Annotated in this window: 18 protein-coding genes and 1 pseudogene; 10 read left to right on the plus strand and 9 right to left on the minus strand. The window is 39.3% G+C overall.

The genetic code is table 11. The features are described 5' to 3' along the window. Nucleotides 1-29: 29 nt before the first annotated feature. From FTV34_RS09810 to FTV34_RS09840, 7 genes are all read left to right on the plus strand, one after another. Nucleotides 30-1,073, plus strand: a complete 1,044-nt coding sequence (locus FTV34_RS09810) for a methionine synthase (protein WP_004281804.1) — start codon at nucleotides 30-32, stop codon at nucleotides 1,071-1,073. Between the two features lie 97 nt (nucleotides 1,074-1,170). Further along, the gene (locus FTV34_RS09815) at nucleotides 1,171-1,665 is read left to right on the plus strand and encodes a flavin reductase (protein WP_034705604.1); all 495 of its coding nucleotides are present in this window, start codon (nucleotides 1,171-1,173) and stop codon (nucleotides 1,663-1,665) included. Between the two features lie 43 nt (nucleotides 1,666-1,708). Continuing rightward, entirely contained in the window at nucleotides 1,709-2,509 is an 801-nt protein-coding gene (locus FTV34_RS09820) for a sulfite exporter TauE/SafE family protein (RefSeq protein WP_034705600.1), read from the plus strand. 107 nt (nucleotides 2,510-2,616) lie between these two features. Next, nucleotides 2,617-3,534, plus strand: a complete 918-nt coding sequence (locus FTV34_RS09825; protein WP_034705598.1) for a LysR family transcriptional regulator — start codon at nucleotides 2,617-2,619, stop codon at nucleotides 3,532-3,534. 300 nt (nucleotides 3,535-3,834) lie between these two features. Further along, nucleotides 3,835-5,511 carry a phosphoethanolamine transferase gene (locus FTV34_RS09830; RefSeq protein ID WP_034705596.1) on the plus strand — a complete coding sequence of 559 codons (1,677 nt, stop codon included), beginning with the start codon at nucleotides 3,835-3,837 and terminating at the stop codon, nucleotides 5,509-5,511. Nucleotide 5,512: 1 nt separating this feature from the next. Beyond that, on the plus strand, nucleotides 5,513-6,184 hold the full coding sequence (locus tag FTV34_RS09835) for a response regulator transcription factor (protein ID WP_004780026.1): 672 nt from the start codon (nucleotides 5,513-5,515) through the stop codon (nucleotides 6,182-6,184). A 6-nt stretch (nucleotides 6,185-6,190) separates the two neighbouring features. Continuing rightward, nucleotides 6,191-7,504: an ATP-binding protein gene (locus FTV34_RS09840; RefSeq protein WP_171505583.1), complete on the plus strand. Its 1,314-nt coding sequence runs from the start codon at nucleotides 6,191-6,193 to the stop codon at nucleotides 7,502-7,504. 26 nt (nucleotides 7,505-7,530) lie between these two features. Here FTV34_RS09840 and FTV34_RS09845 read toward each other — a convergent pair whose 3' ends face one another. The 9 genes and pseudogenes from FTV34_RS09845 to FTV34_RS09880 all read right to left on the minus strand — a co-directional run bounded on the left by FTV34_RS09845 (nucleotide 7,531) and on the right by FTV34_RS09880 (nucleotide 16,572). Beyond that, a complete protein-coding gene (locus FTV34_RS09845; RefSeq protein ID WP_004780023.1) occupies nucleotides 7,531-8,241 on the minus strand; it encodes a phosphatase PAP2 family protein in 711 nt (236 codons plus the stop codon). Nucleotides 8,242-8,280: 39 nt separating this feature from the next. Beyond that, complete coding sequence (locus FTV34_RS09850; RefSeq protein ID WP_180031424.1) at nucleotides 8,281-8,667, minus strand: diacylglycerol kinase; 387 nt, start codon at nucleotides 8,665-8,667, stop codon at nucleotides 8,281-8,283. A 609-nt stretch (nucleotides 8,668-9,276) separates the two neighbouring features. Next, nucleotides 9,277-9,409 (minus strand): annotated as a pseudogene (locus FTV34_RS17930) (ISNCY family transposase); the annotation flags it as partial. A 339-nt stretch (nucleotides 9,410-9,748) separates the two neighbouring features. Further along, nucleotides 9,749-10,807, minus strand: coding sequence for a 2,3-butanediol dehydrogenase (locus FTV34_RS09855; RefSeq protein ID WP_004281883.1), 1,059 nt, complete (start codon nucleotides 10,805-10,807; stop codon nucleotides 9,749-9,751). Nucleotides 10,808-10,828: 21 nt separating this feature from the next. Beyond that, a complete protein-coding gene (locus tag FTV34_RS09860) occupies nucleotides 10,829-11,614 on the minus strand; it encodes an acetoin reductase (protein ID WP_180031423.1) in 786 nt (261 codons plus the stop codon). A gap of 11 nt (nucleotides 11,615-11,625) precedes the next feature. Continuing rightward, nucleotides 11,626-13,026 carry a dihydrolipoyl dehydrogenase gene (gene lpdA, locus FTV34_RS09865; protein WP_166139586.1) on the minus strand — a complete coding sequence of 467 codons (1,401 nt, stop codon included), beginning with the start codon at nucleotides 13,024-13,026 and terminating at the stop codon, nucleotides 11,626-11,628. 11 nt (nucleotides 13,027-13,037) lie between these two features. Then, the gene (locus tag FTV34_RS09870; protein WP_180031422.1) at nucleotides 13,038-14,573 is read right to left on the minus strand and encodes a 2-oxo acid dehydrogenase subunit E2; all 1,536 of its coding nucleotides are present in this window, start codon (nucleotides 14,571-14,573) and stop codon (nucleotides 13,038-13,040) included. A 1-nt stretch (nucleotide 14,574) separates the two neighbouring features. Then, the gene (locus tag FTV34_RS09875) at nucleotides 14,575-15,594 is read right to left on the minus strand and encodes an alpha-ketoacid dehydrogenase subunit beta (protein ID WP_004979604.1); all 1,020 of its coding nucleotides are present in this window, start codon (nucleotides 15,592-15,594) and stop codon (nucleotides 14,575-14,577) included. A 15-nt stretch (nucleotides 15,595-15,609) separates the two neighbouring features. Further along, the gene (locus FTV34_RS09880) at nucleotides 15,610-16,572 is read right to left on the minus strand and encodes a thiamine pyrophosphate-dependent dehydrogenase E1 component subunit alpha (RefSeq protein ID WP_075166713.1); all 963 of its coding nucleotides are present in this window, start codon (nucleotides 16,570-16,572) and stop codon (nucleotides 15,610-15,612) included. A gap of 342 nt (nucleotides 16,573-16,914) precedes the next feature. On the opposite strand from FTV34_RS09880, the gene lipA reads away from it, so the two are divergent. The 3 genes from lipA to FTV34_RS09895 all read left to right on the plus strand — a co-directional run bounded on the left by lipA (nucleotide 16,915) and on the right by FTV34_RS09895 (nucleotide 20,833). Then, nucleotides 16,915-17,889: a lipoyl synthase gene (gene lipA / locus FTV34_RS09885; RefSeq protein WP_075166809.1), complete on the plus strand. Its 975-nt coding sequence runs from the start codon at nucleotides 16,915-16,917 to the stop codon at nucleotides 17,887-17,889. Between the two features lie 256 nt (nucleotides 17,890-18,145). Beyond that, nucleotides 18,146-19,237: a hypothetical protein gene (locus FTV34_RS09890; RefSeq protein WP_048881925.1), complete on the plus strand. Its 1,092-nt coding sequence runs from the start codon at nucleotides 18,146-18,148 to the stop codon at nucleotides 19,235-19,237. 463 nt (nucleotides 19,238-19,700) lie between these two features. Then, a protein-coding gene (locus FTV34_RS09895; protein WP_227554019.1) for an IS3 family transposase occupies nucleotides 19,701-20,833 on the plus strand; the annotation gives its coding sequence in 2 pieces (ribosomal slippage) (nucleotides 19,701-19,953 and nucleotides 19,953-20,833; 1,134 coding nt in all). Nucleotides 20,834-20,936 lie beyond the last annotated feature (103 nt).

Genomic DNA, 20,936 nt, shown 5'->3' on the forward strand with positions numbered 1-20,936 from the left:
TGACGAATTTTAGAGAAAGAAGATTAGACATGGCGCTTACACAACCGAAACTTTTACTCCCAACTTCAACTGCGGGTAGCTTGCCAAAACCGTCTTGGTTAGCTGAACCTGAAAAATTATGGTCTGCATGGAAGCTTGAAGGCGAAGAATTATTAGAAGCTAAACGTGATGCTTTGAAATTATCATTACATGAGCAAGTCACTGCAGGTATCGATATCGTGAGTGATGGTGAGCAAACCCGTCAGCACTTTGTAACCACGTTTATTGAACATCTTGAAGGTGTAGATTTCGAAAAGCGTGAAACCATGCGTATTCGTAATCGTTATGATGCAAGTGTACCTTCAGTTGTGGGTGAAGTTTCTCGTAAAAAAGCAGTGTTTGTAGACGATGCGAAATTTTTACGCAGCCAAACCAGTCAGCCAATTAAATGGGCGTTGCCTGGTCCAATGACCATGATTGATACACTTTTTGACGGACACTACAAGAGCCGTGAAAAACTGGCTTGGGAATTTGCCAAAATTTTGAACCAAGAAGCTTTAGAACTTGAAGCAGCAGGCGTAGACATTATTCAATTTGATGAACCTGCGTTTAACGTATTCTTTGATGAAGTGAATGACTGGGGTGTACCAACCTTAGAACGTGCACTTGAAGGTCTAAAGTGTGAAACTGCAGTTCATATTTGCTATGGTTACGGCATTAAAGCCAATACAGATTGGAAACAAACTTTAGGTAATGAATGGCGTCAATACGAAGAGTCATTCCCGAAACTACAACAATCTAAGCTCGATATTATTTCACTTGAATGCCAAAACTCACGTGTACCAATGGATTTAATCGAATTGATCCGTGGTAAGAAAGTGATGGTGGGTGCAATTGATGTGGCAACCACTCAAGTGGAAACTGCAGAGGAAGTAGCAAATACGCTACGCAAAGCATTGCAATTTGTTGATGCAGATAAACTGTATCCTTCAACTAACTGTGGTATGACACCGCTATCTCGCCAAGTGGCACGTGGCAAACTTGAAGCTTTAAGCGCAGGTGCTGCTATTGTTCGTAAAGAGCTAGAAGCTTAATCAAACGTAGTCTCGTGCGAAGCAGAACAAATCATCGCAAGGTCATTTGTCCAGCTTTATGCACGAGCACGTGATATGTACATTTGAGATGAAAGAGATGATTGAAGCAACAGACTTTAGAAATGCAATGTCTTTACTCACCACAGCAGTGAATGTCATTACAACGAAAGGTGAAGCAGGGATGCATGGATTTACTGCATCTGCGGTATGTAGTGTGACCGATACCCCGCCAACCTTATTGGTCTGTATGAATCAATCCTCTCGTTCACATGCACATTTTGTTGAAAATAAAGTCTTGGCTGTAAACGTATTGAGTTCGCAGCATGAACAGCTTTCAAATGCCTTTGCTTCAAGTAAACTCAGTTCTGAACAGCGTTTTCAACTGGGGGAGTGGGGCGGTTTAGAGACAGGCTCGCCGATTTTGCAGAATGCTTTGGTCAGTTTTGACTGTGAGATTCAAGATATTCAGCAAGTCGGTACACACAGTGTTTTCATGTGTCGTGTTCTTAAAGTTCAACAAAGCGATCAAGAAGAAAGTCTGGTGTATTTTAACCGTGCTTATCATCAAGTGGGTCAATTGGAACACGTTTAACCCAATGCCTTAATTCATTCATCTTTTTAAAAGTTAGTCTATTGTGGAACTTATAACCTTTTTAATCATCGGTGCTTTTGCTGGTTTTGCGGCAGGGCTGTTTGGTGTCGGCGGTGGTACGATTATTGTACCACTGCTTTTTATTGTCTTTACCCAAATGGGCTATGACCCCGATGTGGTTATGCACCTCGCATTAGGCACATCTTTGGCAACCATTGTTGTAACCTCGATTAGCTCATTGATAGCGCATCATAAAACTGGTGCTGTGATTTGGCCTGTTTTTAAAAATCTAGCGCCACCTATGGTAATTGGTTGTTTTTTTGGGGCAGGTATTGCTGGTTTGATATCAGGATTACATCTACAAATCATTGTTGGCTTATTTCTGATTTGGGTCGCATATACGATGTTTACAGGTGCCAAAAAAGCAATTGACCCAACGAAAACGTTACCCTCATCAGGTCAACAAGTTGCTGCAGGTAGTGTGATTGGGGTTGCATCAGCAATCTTTGGTATTGGTGGTGGAAGTCTGACGGTTCCATATCTGAATCGCTATGGTGTGGTCATGCAGAAGGCTGTTGGAACATCTGCGGCGTGTGGGTTACCGATTGCGGTTGCAGGTGCATTAGGATTTATGCTTTTTGGCATGAATGCTGAAATCAATGTGCCGAATACTATTGGTTATGTTCATATTTATGCCTTCATTGGCATCAGTATCATGAGTTTCATCACTGCAAAATTTGGTGCGAAGGCTGCACATGCCTTATCGCCAGTAATGTTGAAGAAATGCTTTGCCCTTTTATTGGTCATTGTTGGATGCTTTTTCCTTGTGAAAGGATTCATTTGATATTACGCAATGATCATTCATCATGTTAAATAGCCTGCTTCATGTGGGCTTTTAATCTTTGCTTTTAATGTATCCTTACAAGGACAATGATTTGAGTTTCTCCCAAGATGATCGAATTAAAACACTTAAAAATGCTTTCAGCTTTAAGAGAACATGGTTCTTTAGTCGCAGCTGCGAGCGATCTTTGCATTACACCTTCAGCGGTATCTCATCAGCTACGTGAGCTTGATCAGTGGATGGGTATTGAGGTCGTGAACCGCAAGACTCGGCCTATTACTTTTTCTAATGTTGGTCAACGTCTACTAAAACTAGCAGATGAGATTTTGCCACAAGTACAAATCGCACAAGCTGATATCAGTAGAATTCTGCATGGTCAAACAGGTCGAATCACATTTTCTTCTGAATGCCATAGTTGTTTCGATTGGCTTATGCCACTATTAAATCAGTACCGTATTCAATATCCAGATGTCGATTTAGACTTCGCATCAGGATTTGAAGCGAATCCACATGAGTTATTGCAAAATGGCGAATTTGACTTACTGATTACAGCAGATCCAATCGCTTTAAAAGGTGTTGAATACTTTCCGGTATTTGAATATGAATCGCGACTTGTTTTATCAACAACCCATCCATTGGTACGTGTAGAACAAATTACCGCTCAAGAGTTAGCTGAAGAAACACTGATTACTTATCCAGTGGATAAACATCGTTTAGATATCATGTCGAAACTATTTATTCCTGAAAATATTCAACCTAAAAACATTCGAACCACTGACTTAACCCAAATGCTGATTCAGCTTGTGGCGAGCGGACGTGGTATTGCAGCGCTACCTGATTGGGTAGTGAATGAATATGAAGCGAAAGGCTGGGTCACGTCACGACGTCTAGAATGTGTTTCACCTGAAGGATTACGCCGAACCTTATATGCAGGTTTTAGAACGGATGAAAAACAGAGAGACTATTTTGAAGGGTTCTTAAAGCAGCTTGAACGATTTTCTAAGAAACGAAATAGCTATTATGTTTAAATCTAGGCTTTTTTTCTTTACTTCAGGGTCAAAGGAATGCTAAAAAGTGTACAGTAGATTTGTATGTTATTCACCAATGGCTTTGTTGCACAAAGATTTCATAACTATATGATTTTAAAAGTTTTGATTATTTTTTGATCCAAAATTAAATTTATTTAAATCAGATGCTTACATATTTATGCAACAAAGCCGATTTGAAATTAAAATATGTCTGAGTTTTTGTAGTTCTCAGATTATTTTAAGTCATTTTTAAGGTTCAAATTTTAGGCTAAAGCATATTAAAGTCTTCGAACTTAAAAAATGCTTAAACTGACTTCTTTTCCAAGCCTTCTTCAAATCAAACCAATTCGTTTAGCAAGATTTAATCTGATGCTCGCTATTTGGTTGGGATTAGTTTTGAATTTTTCTTTTTATCAAAACATTCATCAACTGACGCCCCATAGCAATTTCAAAGCATGGGCATTATTAGCTACGACAGTCTTGGTTGTTATTGGCTTTTATTATTTGGTATTACAATGGCTTATCTGGAAGTGGAATGCCAAAATACTAGCCAGTATTCTGATCATTCTGGGTGGCTTTAGTGCTTATTTTGTTAATAGTCTAGGTGTAGTCATTACCCCAGACCAGATCCAGAATATGTTACAAACTGATGTTCGTGAAATTCGGGATCTTTGGTCAATACGATTAATTATCTGGACATTGGTATTTGTCATTTTCCCACTCTTTATCGTGTGGATACTTAAAATTCAGCCTGTATCATTGGGGCGTCAATTGTTGCATAAAAGTTTGAGCAGTGTACTTTCACTCGGATTAATACTCAGCTTATTATTCTGTTTTTATGTCGATTATGCTGCCATCTTTCGTGAGCATCGTGACCTGAAAGGGATGATCTCCCCACAAAACAGTATTGCATCTACATTATCCTATTATAAGAAAAAAGCCCCTAAAGCAAATTTGCCATTGGTGACCTTTGGTGAAGATGCACATCTACTTCAGCAGACTCAAATGCAAAGCAAACCTAAATTGATGGTGCTAGTAGTAGGGGAAACTGCACGTGCTGAGAGCTTTGCTCTAAATGGCTATGCACGTAATACAAATCCTGAACTGAGCAAACTGCAGGTGATAAATTTTAATCAAGTCAGTTCTTGCGGAACTGCCACAGCTGTTTCAGTACCGTGTATGTTTTCAGGGATGACACGTCAAAACTATGATGAACAGTTGGCTAGCCATCGTGAAGGATTACTAGATATTGCTCAGCGTACTGGTTATCAAGTGACTTGGATTGATAATAATTCTGGCTGTAAAGGTGCCTGTAACCGGATTCAAAATTATCAAATTCCCACTCAACTGAAACAAAAGTGGTGTGATGCTGAAGGTGAATGTTTTGATGAAATATTGGTAGATAGTCTGAAAGATTATTTGTCACATCTCGATAAAAATAATCAAAAACCACAGTTGATCGTTCTGCACCAAATGGGCAGCCACGGTCCGGCTTATTTCAAACGCTCCAAATCACCATACCAACCTTTCCAACCAACCTGTAATACCAATGCTATTCAGGGCTGTAGCGCCGATGAGCTAAAAAATAGCTATGATAATTCTATTGTCTATACAGATTATGTCCTTGCTCAGATGATCAAAACGTTGCAGGATCAAAAACAATATCAAACTGGTTTCTGGTATCTGTCTGATCATGGTGAATCTACCGGAGAACATGGTCTATATCTGCACGGTGCCCCTTATGGCATAGCACCAACGCAACAGACCCATGTTCCAATGTTGATGTGGTTTTCAGAGTATTGGCAACAGTACAATACCCAGCAGGTCAACTGTCTAAAAGCACAAACCGGTAAGATGCTCAGTCAGGATAATCTGTTCCCGAGTTTATTGAGTTTGCTGGGTATAAAAACGCAAGTGATTGAAGCTAAAAATGATATGCTTGCACAATGCTCATCATCATTAAAGAACAGAGCTTGAGATGCATAAAATATTGATTATTGAAGATGACTTCATGATTGCCGAGTCAACTAAAACATTGCTCAAGCTCCATCAATTTGATGTGCACTGGGTCAACAATGGCATTGATGGCTTAAAACAGCTACAACAGCAAAATTATAATATTGTCCTGCTAGATCTGGGTTTGCCAATGATGGATGGTATGCTGGTACTTAAAAATATCCGTCAAAAGTTTCCAAGTTTACCTGTCCTGATTATTTCTGCTCGAGATCAGCTACAAAACCGGGTAGATGGACTGAATGATGGGGCAGATGATTACTTAATTAAACCTTATGAATTTGACGAGCTACTGGCACGTATTCACGCTTTAATGCGTCGAAGTGGAAGTATAAATATTGAGAAAGATACTAATAAGAAGTTATTACACAGTGGTTTGGAATTGGATATTGAGCAACACATCGCATTATTTAACGGACAGGCTATCGAATTATCTAATCGAGAATGGTCTATTCTCACCGCACTATTAACGTATCCAAACAAAATTTTTTCTAAAAATGATTTAGAAGACAAACTTTATGATTTCGATAGTGATGTAAGTAGTAATACTGTGGAAGTCTATATTCATCATCTGCGGGCCAAATTAGGGAAAGACTTTATCCGGACGATTCGTGGACTAGGATATCGCTTAGGGTAAAGCATGATGAAAAAACGCTATTCCTTGCAAAAACGTCTAATTATTTATATTTCATTGTTTAGCGTAGTATTAGGCTGTGTACTAATCTTTGCGGCATACCAGATTGCACTTGAAGAAATTAATGAAGTCTTGGACAAACAGATGCAAAGTCTCGCAGAGCGCATTGCAGAAAATCATCCTGAACCGCTACAAAGCGAGATTGATTTAGAAAAACAGTATAGTGAAGAAGATTTATTTGTAGATATTTGGTCTTATACAGATACTACATTACATCCACAGGATGTTTTGGTTGCATCGGTCAAGAAAGCAGGATTCTATACACATCAAACCCCATACGGGACCTGGCTAACTTATATCATTCCTGGAGACCAATTACAGATCCAAGTAAGCCAGCAAAAAAATGTCCGGCAAGATCTAGCATTGGAGCTCGCAGTGAATATGTTTCTCCCTTATGTACTATTTCTTCCTTTTGCTATATTCGGTTTAAGCTGGGTAATTCGGAGAAATTTTCAGCCTCTTATTGATTTTAAAACAGAATTGGCCAGCCGTAAGGCTCAAGAATTAAAACCAATTGAAATGAAAGAATATCCTTTGGAGCTAGAACCGACCATTCAGGAAATGAATTACCTGTTTGGCCGTATTTCCTTAGCCCAACAAGAGCAGCGTCAATTTGTAGCAGACTCTGCACATGAACTACGTACACCACTGACAGCTTTGAATTTACAGTTGCAGATCTTATTACAGCAATTTCCACAAAGTGATGCCTTGCACAACTTGAGTCTGGGCATCTTAAGGATGCAACATCTGGTAAATCAACTGTTAAGTCTGGCTAAACAGGATGTCACAGAAGGTTTAACTGAGCCTGTACAATCCCTGTCTCTGAATCAAATGACAGTCGCCTGCATTGAGCAGTTGATCCAGCTGGCACTACAAAAAGAAATTGATTTAGGAGTAGAACAACAGCAAGAATTGTTGATTCAGGGCCAGGCCTCAACCCTACACTCGATTATTTATAACCTGATTGATAATGCAATTAAATACAGCCCAGAGCATGGCGTGATCAATGTATCGATATTGCAGCAAGGTCAACAGGCGATTCTACAGATAGAAGATAGTGGAGCAGGGATTGATCCAGCGCAATTTAACCAAATTCGTCAGAGATTCTATCGGGTTCATAACCATGCTGAAATTGGTAGTGGCTTAGGTTTATCAATTGTGGATAAAGCAACTGAACGTTTGGGCGGTACTTTAGAATTTTCAAAAAGTAGCAGCTTAGGTGGTCTGTGTGTACAAGTGAAATTTGCCTTGGTCGAAGCCTAAATAGATAGACTTTTGTCTTTTAGGTATTAAGGCTGTTTGATGCTAGCGAGCAAGGAAGCGTTTTTTTCAACTGGCATTTTGTGGCTAAATAAAACATAACCAATGATATTAATGCACCAAATCACCCAGCCAGTCCACAGGTTGTGACTCAGGAAATGTGCCCCCCGCATCATTTGTGCCCAGCCCATAGCGAAGCCTAAGATCGCTGCAGCGATTAGAAAAAAATAAGCCCGCTGACGGTTTACAGTGCGATAAACAAAATAGCCTGTCATTAATGCAAAACCACTAGATGCATGTCCACCAGGAAAACAATGTCCAGCGGTAGCACTGAAATCCCATAAAAATCCATTAGATGTAGGTGTTACCATATCCCAAGGACAGGCATGAACTGACTGGGATTTGATAATTCCGATTATCCCAGTTGTAAGCACTACCATTATAAAGAAATAACCTAATTCCCAACGTCTCTTATGCCAAGATTGCCATTTTAGTGCGACCATCCAACCAATGAATAGCACTATATAAACTAGAATTAACAGATCTTTGATATAACGATGATTCAACTCTGCCAGTGCCCAATCTTGCCGGAGGGGAAATTGTCCCTGACCATCGATAAATGGATAGATTAGTTTTAAATCAATGACTCCACCCACATCAAAAAAATTCCAGAGAAGCAAAAAACTGAAACTCAGTAGCAATATTTGATTCAGTAAAAAACGAGATCGTTCGGACGACATTTTAAATATTCCATTCTTGTCGTTGTAGCAGAAATGAGATCAAAACGAATGACCGATTAAAATGATGCCCCAAGTTACGGTAATTAAACTGAGTGCGACAAACTGGGCGGCACTGCCCATATCCTTAGCATTTTTGGATAACTCATGCTGTTCTATGGAAATACGATCCACTACTGCCTCAATTGCTGAGTTAATCAGTTCAACAATCAGTGCTAGCAGGCACACAGCCACCATGAGTGCTTGCTCAGCTAGACTCTGTGATATCCAAAAACTAAGAGGAATCAAAATCAGGTTAATCAGCACGATCTGCCGAAAGGCTGCTTCAGTTCGGAAGGCTGTTTTAAGGCCGGCCGCGGAATAACGAGTAGCATTGAAAATACGTTGTGTTCCGGAAGTACCTTTGTAGAGTGAACGATCGGGGGACATAGAAGTGATTCAGTTAAGACGAGATTTGATTAATTTAAATTTTTAACCTTAAAACTCCCTTAAAAATGGATGTTTATTTGATTGTTTTGGGGCAAAAAATGGCTTAACCCACTTCAATGGTTTTTAATGTCTTGAAATGCTCTAAGGTATCCCTCATTACACATCTTCTTAAAAATCATCAAAATTAGTAACTAATATCATGATTAGACTTCTTGCATTAGTCAAAATTTAAACAGCCCAAAGCTACATTTTATAAGGTTTTAGCCAATTCAAAAATTAGGTAAAAAGATACTTTCGCAAGAGGTCTATTGTTCAAGGAGTAGGTCAGCTATTTGGTTAAGGTACTCGAGTATTTTTTTCATTCAGAATCGACTCATTAATGCTTTGTTTTTCCCTGTCATTTTCTATCTTAATGGCTAAAGCTAATATAATTATTATTATGATAAGAATGCTTATTTTGCCCTTCATTTGTATACTTCTATTAGAAATAACTTAATAAATATTAGCATCTCAGCTCGAGACCTTAAAGTAGGATTCAAACCATATTTTAAATCGAGTCACTTTGTACTTAATATAATACGATTCTTGAAAAATTCTAATAATTAAAAATTTAATCAAACGAGTGATTTGAAAGTCAAAAGATTTAAAAATTCTACAGCATAGACTTGAATAATGCGATGATCTCGAACGTCTTGCAGAACTGCAAGACATTGAATTTCTTTGTCAAAATAGTGATCAGCATCTATATTTCATATCCAGTCCATGATGTTTAAACCACCATAAACTAGACATTTTTATTGGTGAGAATATAGACACTTTAAATGGTTTCTAACAGATTCATTTCGTATAATATTGATTATGTTAAATAGACGAATTTCGGTATTAAATTCATTAATATTGATATAAATTAAATTATACATTATGTGTTGTCAATTTCTTCTTAAAAAATAGAGTTTTCCAATCACTATTATGAGAATGAGTTTGTAAATACAGACTCATTTCCTATCGCTATAAATATTAAAAATAGCTACATAGAGTTTATCTCTAGCTTATTCAAATTTGTCTTTGAAATTAGGCGTTACTACGGATGAACAATAATTTTTACAGCAGACTCATTATTATGAATCAATGTTTCAAAGCCTTTAGAAACAAGATCATCTAATGCAATCCGTTGGGTAATAAAAGGTTCTAGATTAATCTTACCTTGCTCAACCAAACGAATAGTTTCCTGATGGTCATTGACGTAAGCTATCGTGCCACGAATATCTAGCTCTTTCATCACCACACTATGCACATTAATTGTGGCAGGATGGCTCCAAATAGAAACGATAACGACTACACCAGTTGGTTTCATTGCTGCAACGAGTGTATCCATGACTTTATTGACACTACTACATTCAAAAGCGACATCTACACCGCGGTCTTCTGTAATTTTCATTACCTCAGCAACTACATCAACCTTAGATGGGTCTAGTACATAATCGGCAACACCCGCTTCTATCGCTTTTTCTTTACGTTTTGCACTCAGTTCAGTAATGATGACCGTGAGACCTTTAGCCTTTAAAATAGCAGATAAAAGTAAGCCTATTGGGCCTGCTCCACCAACCAGTGCGATATCGCCAGCTTTTGCGCCACTTCTGACATAGGCATGATGACCGACAGATAAAGGTTCTATCAATGCTGCTTGGTCTAAAGGAATATCATTTGAAATAGGATGCACCCAACGCCGCTGAACTGCAATTTTTTCAGAAAGACCACCACCGCGTCCGCCTAAACCAATAAAGTTCATATTTTTTGATAAATGATACTTATCATTGGGGCCAGTCGGGACATCATCCGCAATAATATAGGGTTCAACTACGACATGTTGTCCAATTTGGATATCGTCTACACCCTCACCAACTGCATAAACTACGCCTGAAAATTCATGTCCCATTGTTACAGGTGCAGATTCTCCCGAAATTGGATGTGGATGACCACAAGGTGGAATAAAAATAGGGCCTTCCATGAATTCATGTAAATCTGTACCGCAAATACCGCACCATGCAACTTGAATTCCAACTGTGCCTGGAAGTACTTTCGGTTCAGGGATATCTTCAATTCGAATATCCCCTCGGTCATAAAAACGAGCTGCTTTCATTGTGTATTCCTTATGTTGATATTAACGGTAAACCATTCCACCATCTGTCAAAATAGACTGACCTGTAATATAGTTTGCATCCTCGCTGGCTAAAAATGCAACTAATGCAGCCACGTCATCTGGTGTTTCAGCACGTCCTAAAGCAATACCATCTACATATTTTTTATACGTTTGACCAATTGGTGCACCTGTAATTTCAGAGAACCGCTGATCTATTTCGACCCACATGTCTGTACCAACAACACCCGGACAATAACTATTTACAGTAATTTTAGCACTGGCATATTCTTTAGCCGCAGCTTGCGTCAATGCACGAACTGCAAATTTCGTTGCCGAATAAACACCGAGTAAAGCAAAGCCTTCATGACCTGCTATTGAGCATGCATTAATAATTTTTCCAGCCTGTTGGCGTTGTTTAAATTTATTTGCTGCGGCTTGAATCCCCCAAAGTACACCACCGACATTGATGTTCATAATTTGGGTAAATTCACTCGGCGTTACTTCTGCCAAAGCTTTGACTTGTGCAATACCTGCATTATTAATCATGATATCAAAGCCATTAAGTGTCGATTCTGCATGATTAATAGCGTCACTGATTTGTATTGGATCTGAAATATCCGCAATAAATGTGGTGGCTTTTACGCCAAAGGCTTCAACCTCTTGTTGAACAGTATTTAACTTTTCTTGATGAAGATCGACCAAGGCAATATGTACACCTTCTTGTGCTAAACGTAAGGCAATACCACGTCCAATGCCTTGTGCCGCACCCGTAATTAAAGCAACTTTGTTGTTTAAACCTCTAGGCATGTTGCGACTCCTTAAATATGGATTGCACGTTGCATCGCCGACAAGACCGACTCATGCATCGCCTCAGACAAAGTAGGATGAGGGAAAATGACCTGCGCTAAGCTTTCATCCGTCGCTTCTAGGTATTTTGCGATGGCAAAACCCTGAATATGTTCGGTAACTTCATGTCCAACCATGTGAGCACCTAACAATTCACCCGTTTCCTGACTAAAAATAGTTTTAATGAATCCTGCGCTATCACCCAAAGCCAATGCCTTACCATTGGCTTGCAAAGGAAACTTACCCACATTGATATTCAAGCCCGCAGCTTTCGCTTTCTGTTCTGTCAAACCAATACTGGCCACTTGCGGATGGGTAAAAATACAGCCCGGAATTTGTGTACGATCTAAAGCATGTACATGATCTAAACCTGCAATTTTCTCCACACAAAGAATAGCCTCGTGACTGGCCTTGTGTGCCAAACACGGTGCGCCTGCAACATCGCCAATTGCATATACGCCCACAATATTAGTTTTGCACCATGAGTCGACTTTAATAAAACCATTCTCTAATTCGACACCTAAAGCTTCTAGGCCAAGATTTTCAGCATTTGGTTTCACGCCAATAGCTGAAAGCACCTTTTCAACAGTAATGATTTGTACACCTGTGGCAGTTTCAATATGACAATGTACTTGAGCCTGATCAGTTTCTATTTTTTTTACAGTCGCTTCGGTTAAAACCTGCATACCCTGCTGTTCAAATTGCTTTTGTACATACTTCGCAACTTCAATGTCTTCGCTAGGAAGAATCTGCTTTGCAATATCAACCAAGGTGACTTGGCAGCCTAAGTCTTGGTATAGGCTTGCAAACTCACTGCCTATAGCACCCGAACCAATGACCAGTAAAGATTTTGGTAATTGTTCTGGAACTAAAGCCTCTTTATAACTCCAGACCTGATGGCCATCTACAGGAATATGAGGCAAATTGGCCGCACGTGCGCCTGTTGCGACAATAATATGCGGTGCAGAAATCTGCTGTTTTTGACCATTCGCATCTGTAAGCTCTAATTGCTCTTTGGCAATAAACTGGGCTGCTGCGTTAAAAACAGTGATTTGATTTTTTTTCAATAGTTGACCGATACCTTGCACCAGTTGCTCAGAAACCTGTCTGCTATGATGGACCAGTTTTTGAATATCAAAATCAATCGCGTTAAGCGTAAAGCCAAACTGCCCTGCATGTTTGAACTGCTGCGCAAGCACAGCCCCGCTCAATAATGCCTTGGTTGGAATGCATCCCCAATTAAGACATACTCCGCCTAAGTGTTGTTTTTCAACGATTGCCGTTTTTAATCCCAGTTGCGCTGCGCGAATCGCAGCGACATATCCTCCAGGACCAGCACCAATAACCACAAGATCAAATTGTGTATCTGACATGACTATTCCTCCTACACCAAAATTAATGCAGGATTTTCGACAAACTGCTTAAATGCCGATAAGAATTGAGCACCCAACGCACCATCAATGACACGATGATCACAAGACAATGTTGCGGTCACCATTTCACGAACAACAATCTCATCATTTTCAACGACAGCACGTTTCTCTGCTGCACCTAAGGCTAGAATTGCACCTTGAGGCGGGTTAATAATGGCATCAAACTGTTGAATACCAAGCATGCCCAAATTGGAAATACTGAAACTGCCCCCTTGAAACTCATCAGGTGCCAATTTTCCAGTTTTGGCACGTGTCGCCAGATCACGCATATCATTGGAAATTTGCGCCAAAGATTTACGGTTCGCTGCTTTAATAATTGGCGTGATCAGTCCATTTTCGATGGCTACAGCAACCGAAATATCAGCCTGTTCAAACTGTAAAATCTGCTGATTCTCTTCATCAAACTGAACATTAACTTGTGGAACTTTAATCAGTGCAGCAGCAGCAGCTTTAATCAGCATATCGTTAATGGACAGTTTGACTTGCGGTACAGTACTGTTAATTTGCTGACGCAAAGCCTGAACCGACTCAACATTTAAGTCTATCGTTAAGCGAAAATGTGGTGCATTGCGTTTTGCCGCTTGTAGCCGTGCAGCGATTGCTTTACGCATACCATTCATAGCTACGGTGGTGAATTTTGCTGACTCTGTTGGATGCGCATACTCAGTATGTTGAGCCTGTACAGGATTTTCCCGTTGATATACAGCTTCAACATCTTCCTTACAGACTCGTCCACGTGAACCCGATGCACGACAATCATGCAAATTAATGCCCCATTGTTTTGCCAAACGGCGAGCAACAGGTGTTGCTAGAACATCACTATCATCTGCTTTAGATTTCGCGGCTTTCGTACTAGCTTGATGACGTACATCTGGCCAAGAACCACCAGCAGCTTGAACTGCGGCCTGAATATCTTGAACACTGATACGGCCTTCACGTCCAGAACCCGTAATCTGAGCCAAGTTTACATTATGCTTTTCAGCCAATTTCAAGGCATGTGGCGTTGCAAAAATATCATCCCTTTGTTGGTAGCCTTGTAACTCATCAGGAATAGAATATCCGCCCTGAGTCACCGCTTTTGATCCATTACCAACACTGTTCTGTTTAGGAGCAGCTTGTACTTTGGTTTCAACTTGAGCCACATCGACTTTTTCAGGAACCGCTGCTACCGCTTTATTTCCAGTTACAGCAGGTGTTCCACCTAAAGACTGTGCAAATGCTTCAACTTCTGCATCGGAAACTTGGGCGTCTGCACAAATTGCAATGATTCCACCTACGACCAGTGTGTCACCATCGTTAGCAATAATTTTTCGTAGCAGGCCATCAAAAGGTGCCTCCAATACATTGACGATTTTTGTGGTTTCAATTTCACAAATTTCCTGTCCTTTACTAAATTGGGTACCTTCCTGAATCAGCCATTGGGCAATCGTACCCTCTTCCATGGACAAACCCCATTTTGGGATTTCTAAAGTTTTAATTTCGCTCATCCTAAGCCTCCAACGTCTTGCGTACAGCCTGTTCGATGCGTTCTACACTAGGTAGCCATTCTTTTTCTAGTACTGGTGAAAATGGTACGGGTGAGTGTGGTGGAGTGACTAATTCGATTGGTGCTTTAAGATAATGAAAGCCTTTCTGGGCAATAAGCGCAGCCACATCATGTCCGAAACCACAACGTGCTGCTGATTCATCTACAATCACCACACGACCTGTTGAAGCTACTGACTCTAAAATGCCATCTTCGTCTAATGGTGAAATGGTTCTAGGGTCAACCACTTCAACCGAAATGCCTTCTTTTGCGAGCTTATCAGCGACTTCATTGGCACGATGCACCATCAAACTTAAGGCAATAATGGTGATATCTGTGCCTTCACGGGTGTAATTTGCGACACCAAAAGGAATAGTGTAGGCCTCATCTGGCACTTCGCCCTTAATGTCGTACAACAACTTGTGTTCACAAAAGACTACTGGGTCGTCATCTCGAATGGCTTGAATCAACAACCCTTTTACATCATAGGCACTTGAAGGCACCACCACTTTTAAACCAGGCACTGAGGCAAACACGTTATATGGCGACTGAGAATGCTGCGCTGCTGCGGAAAAACCTGCACCAATCATGCCACGTACAACGAGTGGCGCTTTGGCTTTGCCGCCAAACATGTAGCGAAATTTAGCTGCTTGGTTATACAGCATGTCATAACACACGCCGTAAAAATCCATAAACATTAAATCTGCCACAGGTCTTAAACCCGTTGCAGCAGCACCTGCCGCCATACCAATAATCGCTGATTCTGTAATTGGAGTATCAATGACTCGTTCAGAACCAAATTCAGTCCATAAGCCTTTGGTTACACCAAGTACACCGCCAAAACCTTCCAGCTTATTATCATCGGTATTTTTACCACCATGTCCACCACGAACATCTTCACCGACCACAATGACACTTGGGTCTCGGCGCATTTCTAATTCAATTGCTTCTTTAATCGCGTTTCGATAACTTTTATTTGGCATTGTTCTACTATTCCTTTAGTAAGAGACGTATACATCGGTAAGTAACTGAGAAACTTCTGGGTACTTAGCTGCACGTGCCTTTGCAACAGCATCGTCTACATTGGCTTTAGACTGAGCGTCAATCGCATCGAGCTTGGCTTCGTCAATTTTGTCTTTGACTTTTTCGCGGAATATTTTCAATGGATCTTTATGTTCTTTGACATAATCCAGTTCTTCTTTAGAACGGATAAGCCCTGGATCACCTTCAAAATGTCCATAAAATCGGTTGGTTACCGTTTCAATCACACTCGGACCTTCACCACGGCGGGCACGTTCAATGGCTTTTTGTGCAACTTCATACACAGCAAAAAAGTCTGTTCCATCTACTTTTTCAGCGGGTAAGCCAAAACCTGCTGCTCGGCCTGCAATATCTTTACTGCCTACGGCATAATCATGTGCAGTACCTTCACCAAAACCGTTATTTTCAAAAACAAAAATGACAGGAAGCTTTAACACAACAGCCATATTAATGGCTTCAAAAGTTAAGCCCTGATTTGAACCGCCATCACCGGTAAAAGATAGACCAATCCCCCCATTTTTGAGTGTTTTAGCACTTAAAGCTGCCCCAATAGCCAAAGGTGGACCACCACCCACAATACCGTTTGCACCGAGCATGCCTTTATCTAAGTCCGCAATGTGCATTGAGCCGCCTTTACCACGACACAAACCATCATCTTTGCCAAAAATTTCTAGCATCATGGCGTGAATGTCACAGCCCTTTGCAATACAATGTCCGTGACCACGATGTGTTGAGGTAATGAAGTCCTTATCTGTTAAATTTTCACAGATCCCTACGGCAACAGCTTCCTCACCGCTATAAAGATGGATGAAACCTGGGATATCACCTGTATTGTTTTCATCGTGAAGTCGATCCTCAAATTCACGAATGTCGCGCATTCTTTTGTATGCTGCTAGCAATTGCTCTTCCGTTAATTGCATATATTTATTCCTTATTAACTACGCTTAAAAGAAAATCCCAAATTGAATAACTGGATTTTTAAATCGTATATTTATATAAGAATATTTTTATTTAATTTCATATTAGACTAAAAAAATATAATGCATAAAAACATAAGATAAACATTAAAAACAATGGTTTATAAAATTAAGAAATTTGTAAATTTTTTAATATTATTCAGCTATATACAAAAACAAACTTTTAACCAACCTTTGTTTTATATGATAAGTTTTTTGCCCTGTTTTAATATTATTAATACATTTAAAGCAGCTTATTTAATATCAGGCTCAATATTAATTATTTTAAACGACGGAGTGTTTGAAATGGATTTAAATAACCCAGTATTAACTGGAAAGAAGCTACGTGGCGCTAAAAAAATGGCGCGTATTCCAATTAAAGTTGTTCCAACGGAAACGATACCGAAAAAGCCAGAATGGATCCGGACTAAAATTAGTCGACCTGAGGAAGTCCAAATCATTAAGGATTTATTAAGACAACAAAAACTACATACCGTTTGCGAAGAAGCAGCTTGTCCTAACTTGCCGCAATGTTTCGGTAGTGGAACAGCAACATTCATGATTATGGGAGATATCTGTACTCGACGCTGTCCATTCTGTGATGTCTCGCATGGCCGTCCTAATGCCTTAGATATTAACGAGCCACTGCATTTGGCTGAAACAGTGAAGAATCTAAACTTAAAGTATGTTGTGATTACTTCCGTTGACCGAGATGATTTAAAAGATGGCGGTGCACAGCATTTTGCAGATTGCATTCGAGAAATTCGTCAAACTAGTCCAGACACTTTGATTGAAGTTTTGGTTCCTGATTTTCGTGGTCGCGCAGATATTGCACTTAAAATTCTGAGCAAAAATCCACCTGATGTCTTTAATCACAATATTGAAACCGTGCCACGCCTGTATAAAGCCATGCGACCAGGCGCTGACTATCAGCATTCATTGAATTTACTTAAGAAATTTAAACACTACTGCCCTGATATCCCAACGAAATGTGGTTTGATGGTGGGTTTAGGAGAGATTGAAGCTGAGGTTATTGCGTTATTAAATGATTTGAAAGATTATCAAATTGATTATGTCACAATCGGCCAATACCTACAGCCATCCAAATCACATGCGCCAATTCATCGTTTTGTTACATTGCAAGAGTTTAAACATTATCAAACTCATGGAGAGCACTTAGAGTTTAAGAATATTTGGAGTGCACCATTAGTGCGATCGAGTTATTTTGCTGACCGCCAGTATTATGGTGAGGCTGTACCTGTGCCCTACGTGCGTGAATGACATTTTCATCATTTAAAGGATCCTATTTATCAACATAATGGTTACTTTTATTAACACTTCAGATAAAAATAGTCATTTCCAGTCCATAACAACACTTTTAAAGTAGCTAAAAGGCTGGTAAAACCCAAAAAAGGTTATTTAACGAATCCAAGAAAAAATGATTTGGTACACGTAAGAAAAGATTGAATGAGTATAGATCTGGAAATTGATTTCTGAAGTTTAAAGATATTACAGTCTAATCATAAAGGAATATGATATGAACCTGTTCAATACAGCACCAGCAAAAAAGCTGCAAACAACACATTTAATTAATCAGCATATTGTTCAGGCTGCACCCGTTTTGGCTTTGCCTCAAGAAGATCAGACTTCCCTATTCCGCCGCTCTATTCAGCATAATTATGCCGATTTATTAAGAATTGCTGATGATTCCGATATGGCAATTGGTCTTACAGATCACCATGGTACTCTGTTATGGACCTGGAGTAGTTCCGCGATGCTTTCTTCTGCTGAACAGGTACATTTTATTGAAGGTGGCCATTGGTCAACGCAGGCGGTTGGGACCAATGCGATTGGTATGACATTAAATAGCCAAACATCAAGTTGTGTATATTCTCATGAAAACCAAATGGACAGCGTTCGTGATTGGGTTTGTTATGCAGCACCTATCTGGGATCCGACTTCAGGTCAATTTCATGGCATTATCAATCTTTCCACAAAATATAAAAAACATACCCCTCTAGGCATTCTTGCTGTGGAACGCTGTGCAGACTTAATACAGCGAGCAATAAAATTTGAACAGAAAAATTTTTTATACATTAAAGCGCTAGGTTCGCCCTGGGTTCAATTTAATGGGCATACTTTGAACTTGACTCACCGTCAAATTGAAATACTTTGCATTTTAGCTTTGTATCCGTACGGGATTGGTTTAGAAGAGTTACACTATGCCCTTTATGGTGAGCGTAATGTCAGCCTAAAAACCCTAAAGGCTGAGCTTTCACAACTTCGTAGCCTATTACCTCATTCAATTGAGGCTCGGATTTATAGGCTTACCTGTGAAGTCCAATGTGATTTTTTACGTGCTGAACAATCATTAAATGCAAATCTTATTTCGAGTACATTCTCGCTATATAAAGGTAGCTTTTTATCTAAATCAGAAAGCCCTTTACTCAGTACTTGGAGACATTGTTTTGATGCCCGTTTAAGCCAGTTGATTTATCAAATAAAGGATACCGATCAATTATTACGGATTATTGGGCAAACACATGATCGTATTGATGCGGTACAGCGTTTATTAGAATTATTACCACAGGACAGCAACTACCGTAATTATTTTTCAAATCTGATTTAAATTTGATTTGTTGCTTCAACTCTAAAGTTTTATTGAATAAGGTTTTATTGTGTAGCAGATAGAAATTGTTCATCTAAAGATCTTTATTGTGTTTGAATTGGCCAGTTTGAAATAATGGCTCACTGAAAGCCCAGCCTGACCACCATCGACAATAACGATATTAAAATGTGATTTTAAGCATGTTGATTTAAATTTGCATAGTAGGTTCATAAACTTGCACAAGTAAAATTGCGGATTTTATTAAGATAACTATTTAATATTAATATTAATTATTTATTAAAAAAATTATGAACTAGACTTTAGGTGAACATAAGTTAAACACATAACAAATGATAATAAATTCATTGATATAGATAAATGACTGAGAGCTTTAATAGAGGTGGATCAGGAAATTTGAACAACACTTATAAGTGATATTTTGCTTCCCAAATGATGTTATAAACATCAATATATGGAGTATTTTATGACACGTAGACCAAGAAGAAATCATTCAAATGACTTTAAAGCTAAGGTAGCACTTGCTGCGATTAAAGCAGAAAAAACACTTGCTGAATTGAGTGCTGAATTTGATGTTCATCAAAACCAAATTATTGACTGGAAAAATCAACTGATTTCAGCTTCCTCGCAAGCTTTCGATCAATCAAAAGCTCCAACAGAACCACCCATCGATCTAAAAAAACTACATGCAAAAATCGGTGAGCAGGCATTAGAAATTGATTTTTTAGAAGGTGTGTTGAAGAAACTGGGCCGCTTCAACCACAAAAGTTAATCGATGACTCACTTCAGATTTCAGTATCTAAGCAAGCTAAGCTGCTGAAAGTCTCCCGTGGTTGTTATTACTATCGCCCAAAACCTGTGAGTGAATCAGATCTGAAGCTGATGCGCTGTATGGATGAGTTACATATGCAATACCCTTTTGCAGGTAGCCGTATGATGCGTGATTTATTGAATCGTCAAGGACATCATATAGGACGACGTCATACACGTACTTTAATGAAGAAAATGGGCATTAATGCGTTATATCGTAAACCAAATCTAAGTCAGGCCAATCAAGCTCACCGTAAATATCCATATCTGCTCAAAGGATTGGCTATTCAGCGCAGTAATCAAGTGTGGTGTACGGATATAACGTATATCCCTATGGCAAAAGGCTTTGTTTATTTATGTGCTGTGATTGATTGGCATAGCCGCAAGGTACTTGCGCATAGGGTATCGATTAGTATGGAGGTGGATTTTTGTATTTCGGCTTTAAATGAAGCGATTGAAAAATATGGATCACCTGAAATATTTAATACAGACCAGGGCAGTCAGTTCACCAGTGATGCATTTATTGATGTATTGAAATCAAATGGCATTCAAATCAGTATGGATGGTAAAGGTCGATGGATTGATAATGTGATGGTTGAACGGTTATGGAGAAGCGTTAAATATGAAGAGGTGTATCTCAAAGCTTATAGCAGTGTCACCGATGCGAAAAAGCAATTGAGTGCATATTTTGAATTTTATAATTTGAAACGACCTCATTCGAGTCTGGACAAAATGACTCCAGATGAGTTTTACTATGACCAGCTACCACAACAAAATAAGGTAGCTTAACTAGAGCAGAATATCACTTATAAATAAGCTTTTAGTTGTTCAAACAAGTGGGACCACCTCTAATTGCAAGTTTTCTTAAATTATTAAGCTAGATATAGCTGGC

Origin of the sequence: Acinetobacter sp. YH16038, from assembly GCF_013417275.1 — a bacterium.
Taxonomy (GTDB): domain Bacteria; phylum Pseudomonadota; class Gammaproteobacteria; order Pseudomonadales; family Moraxellaceae; genus Acinetobacter.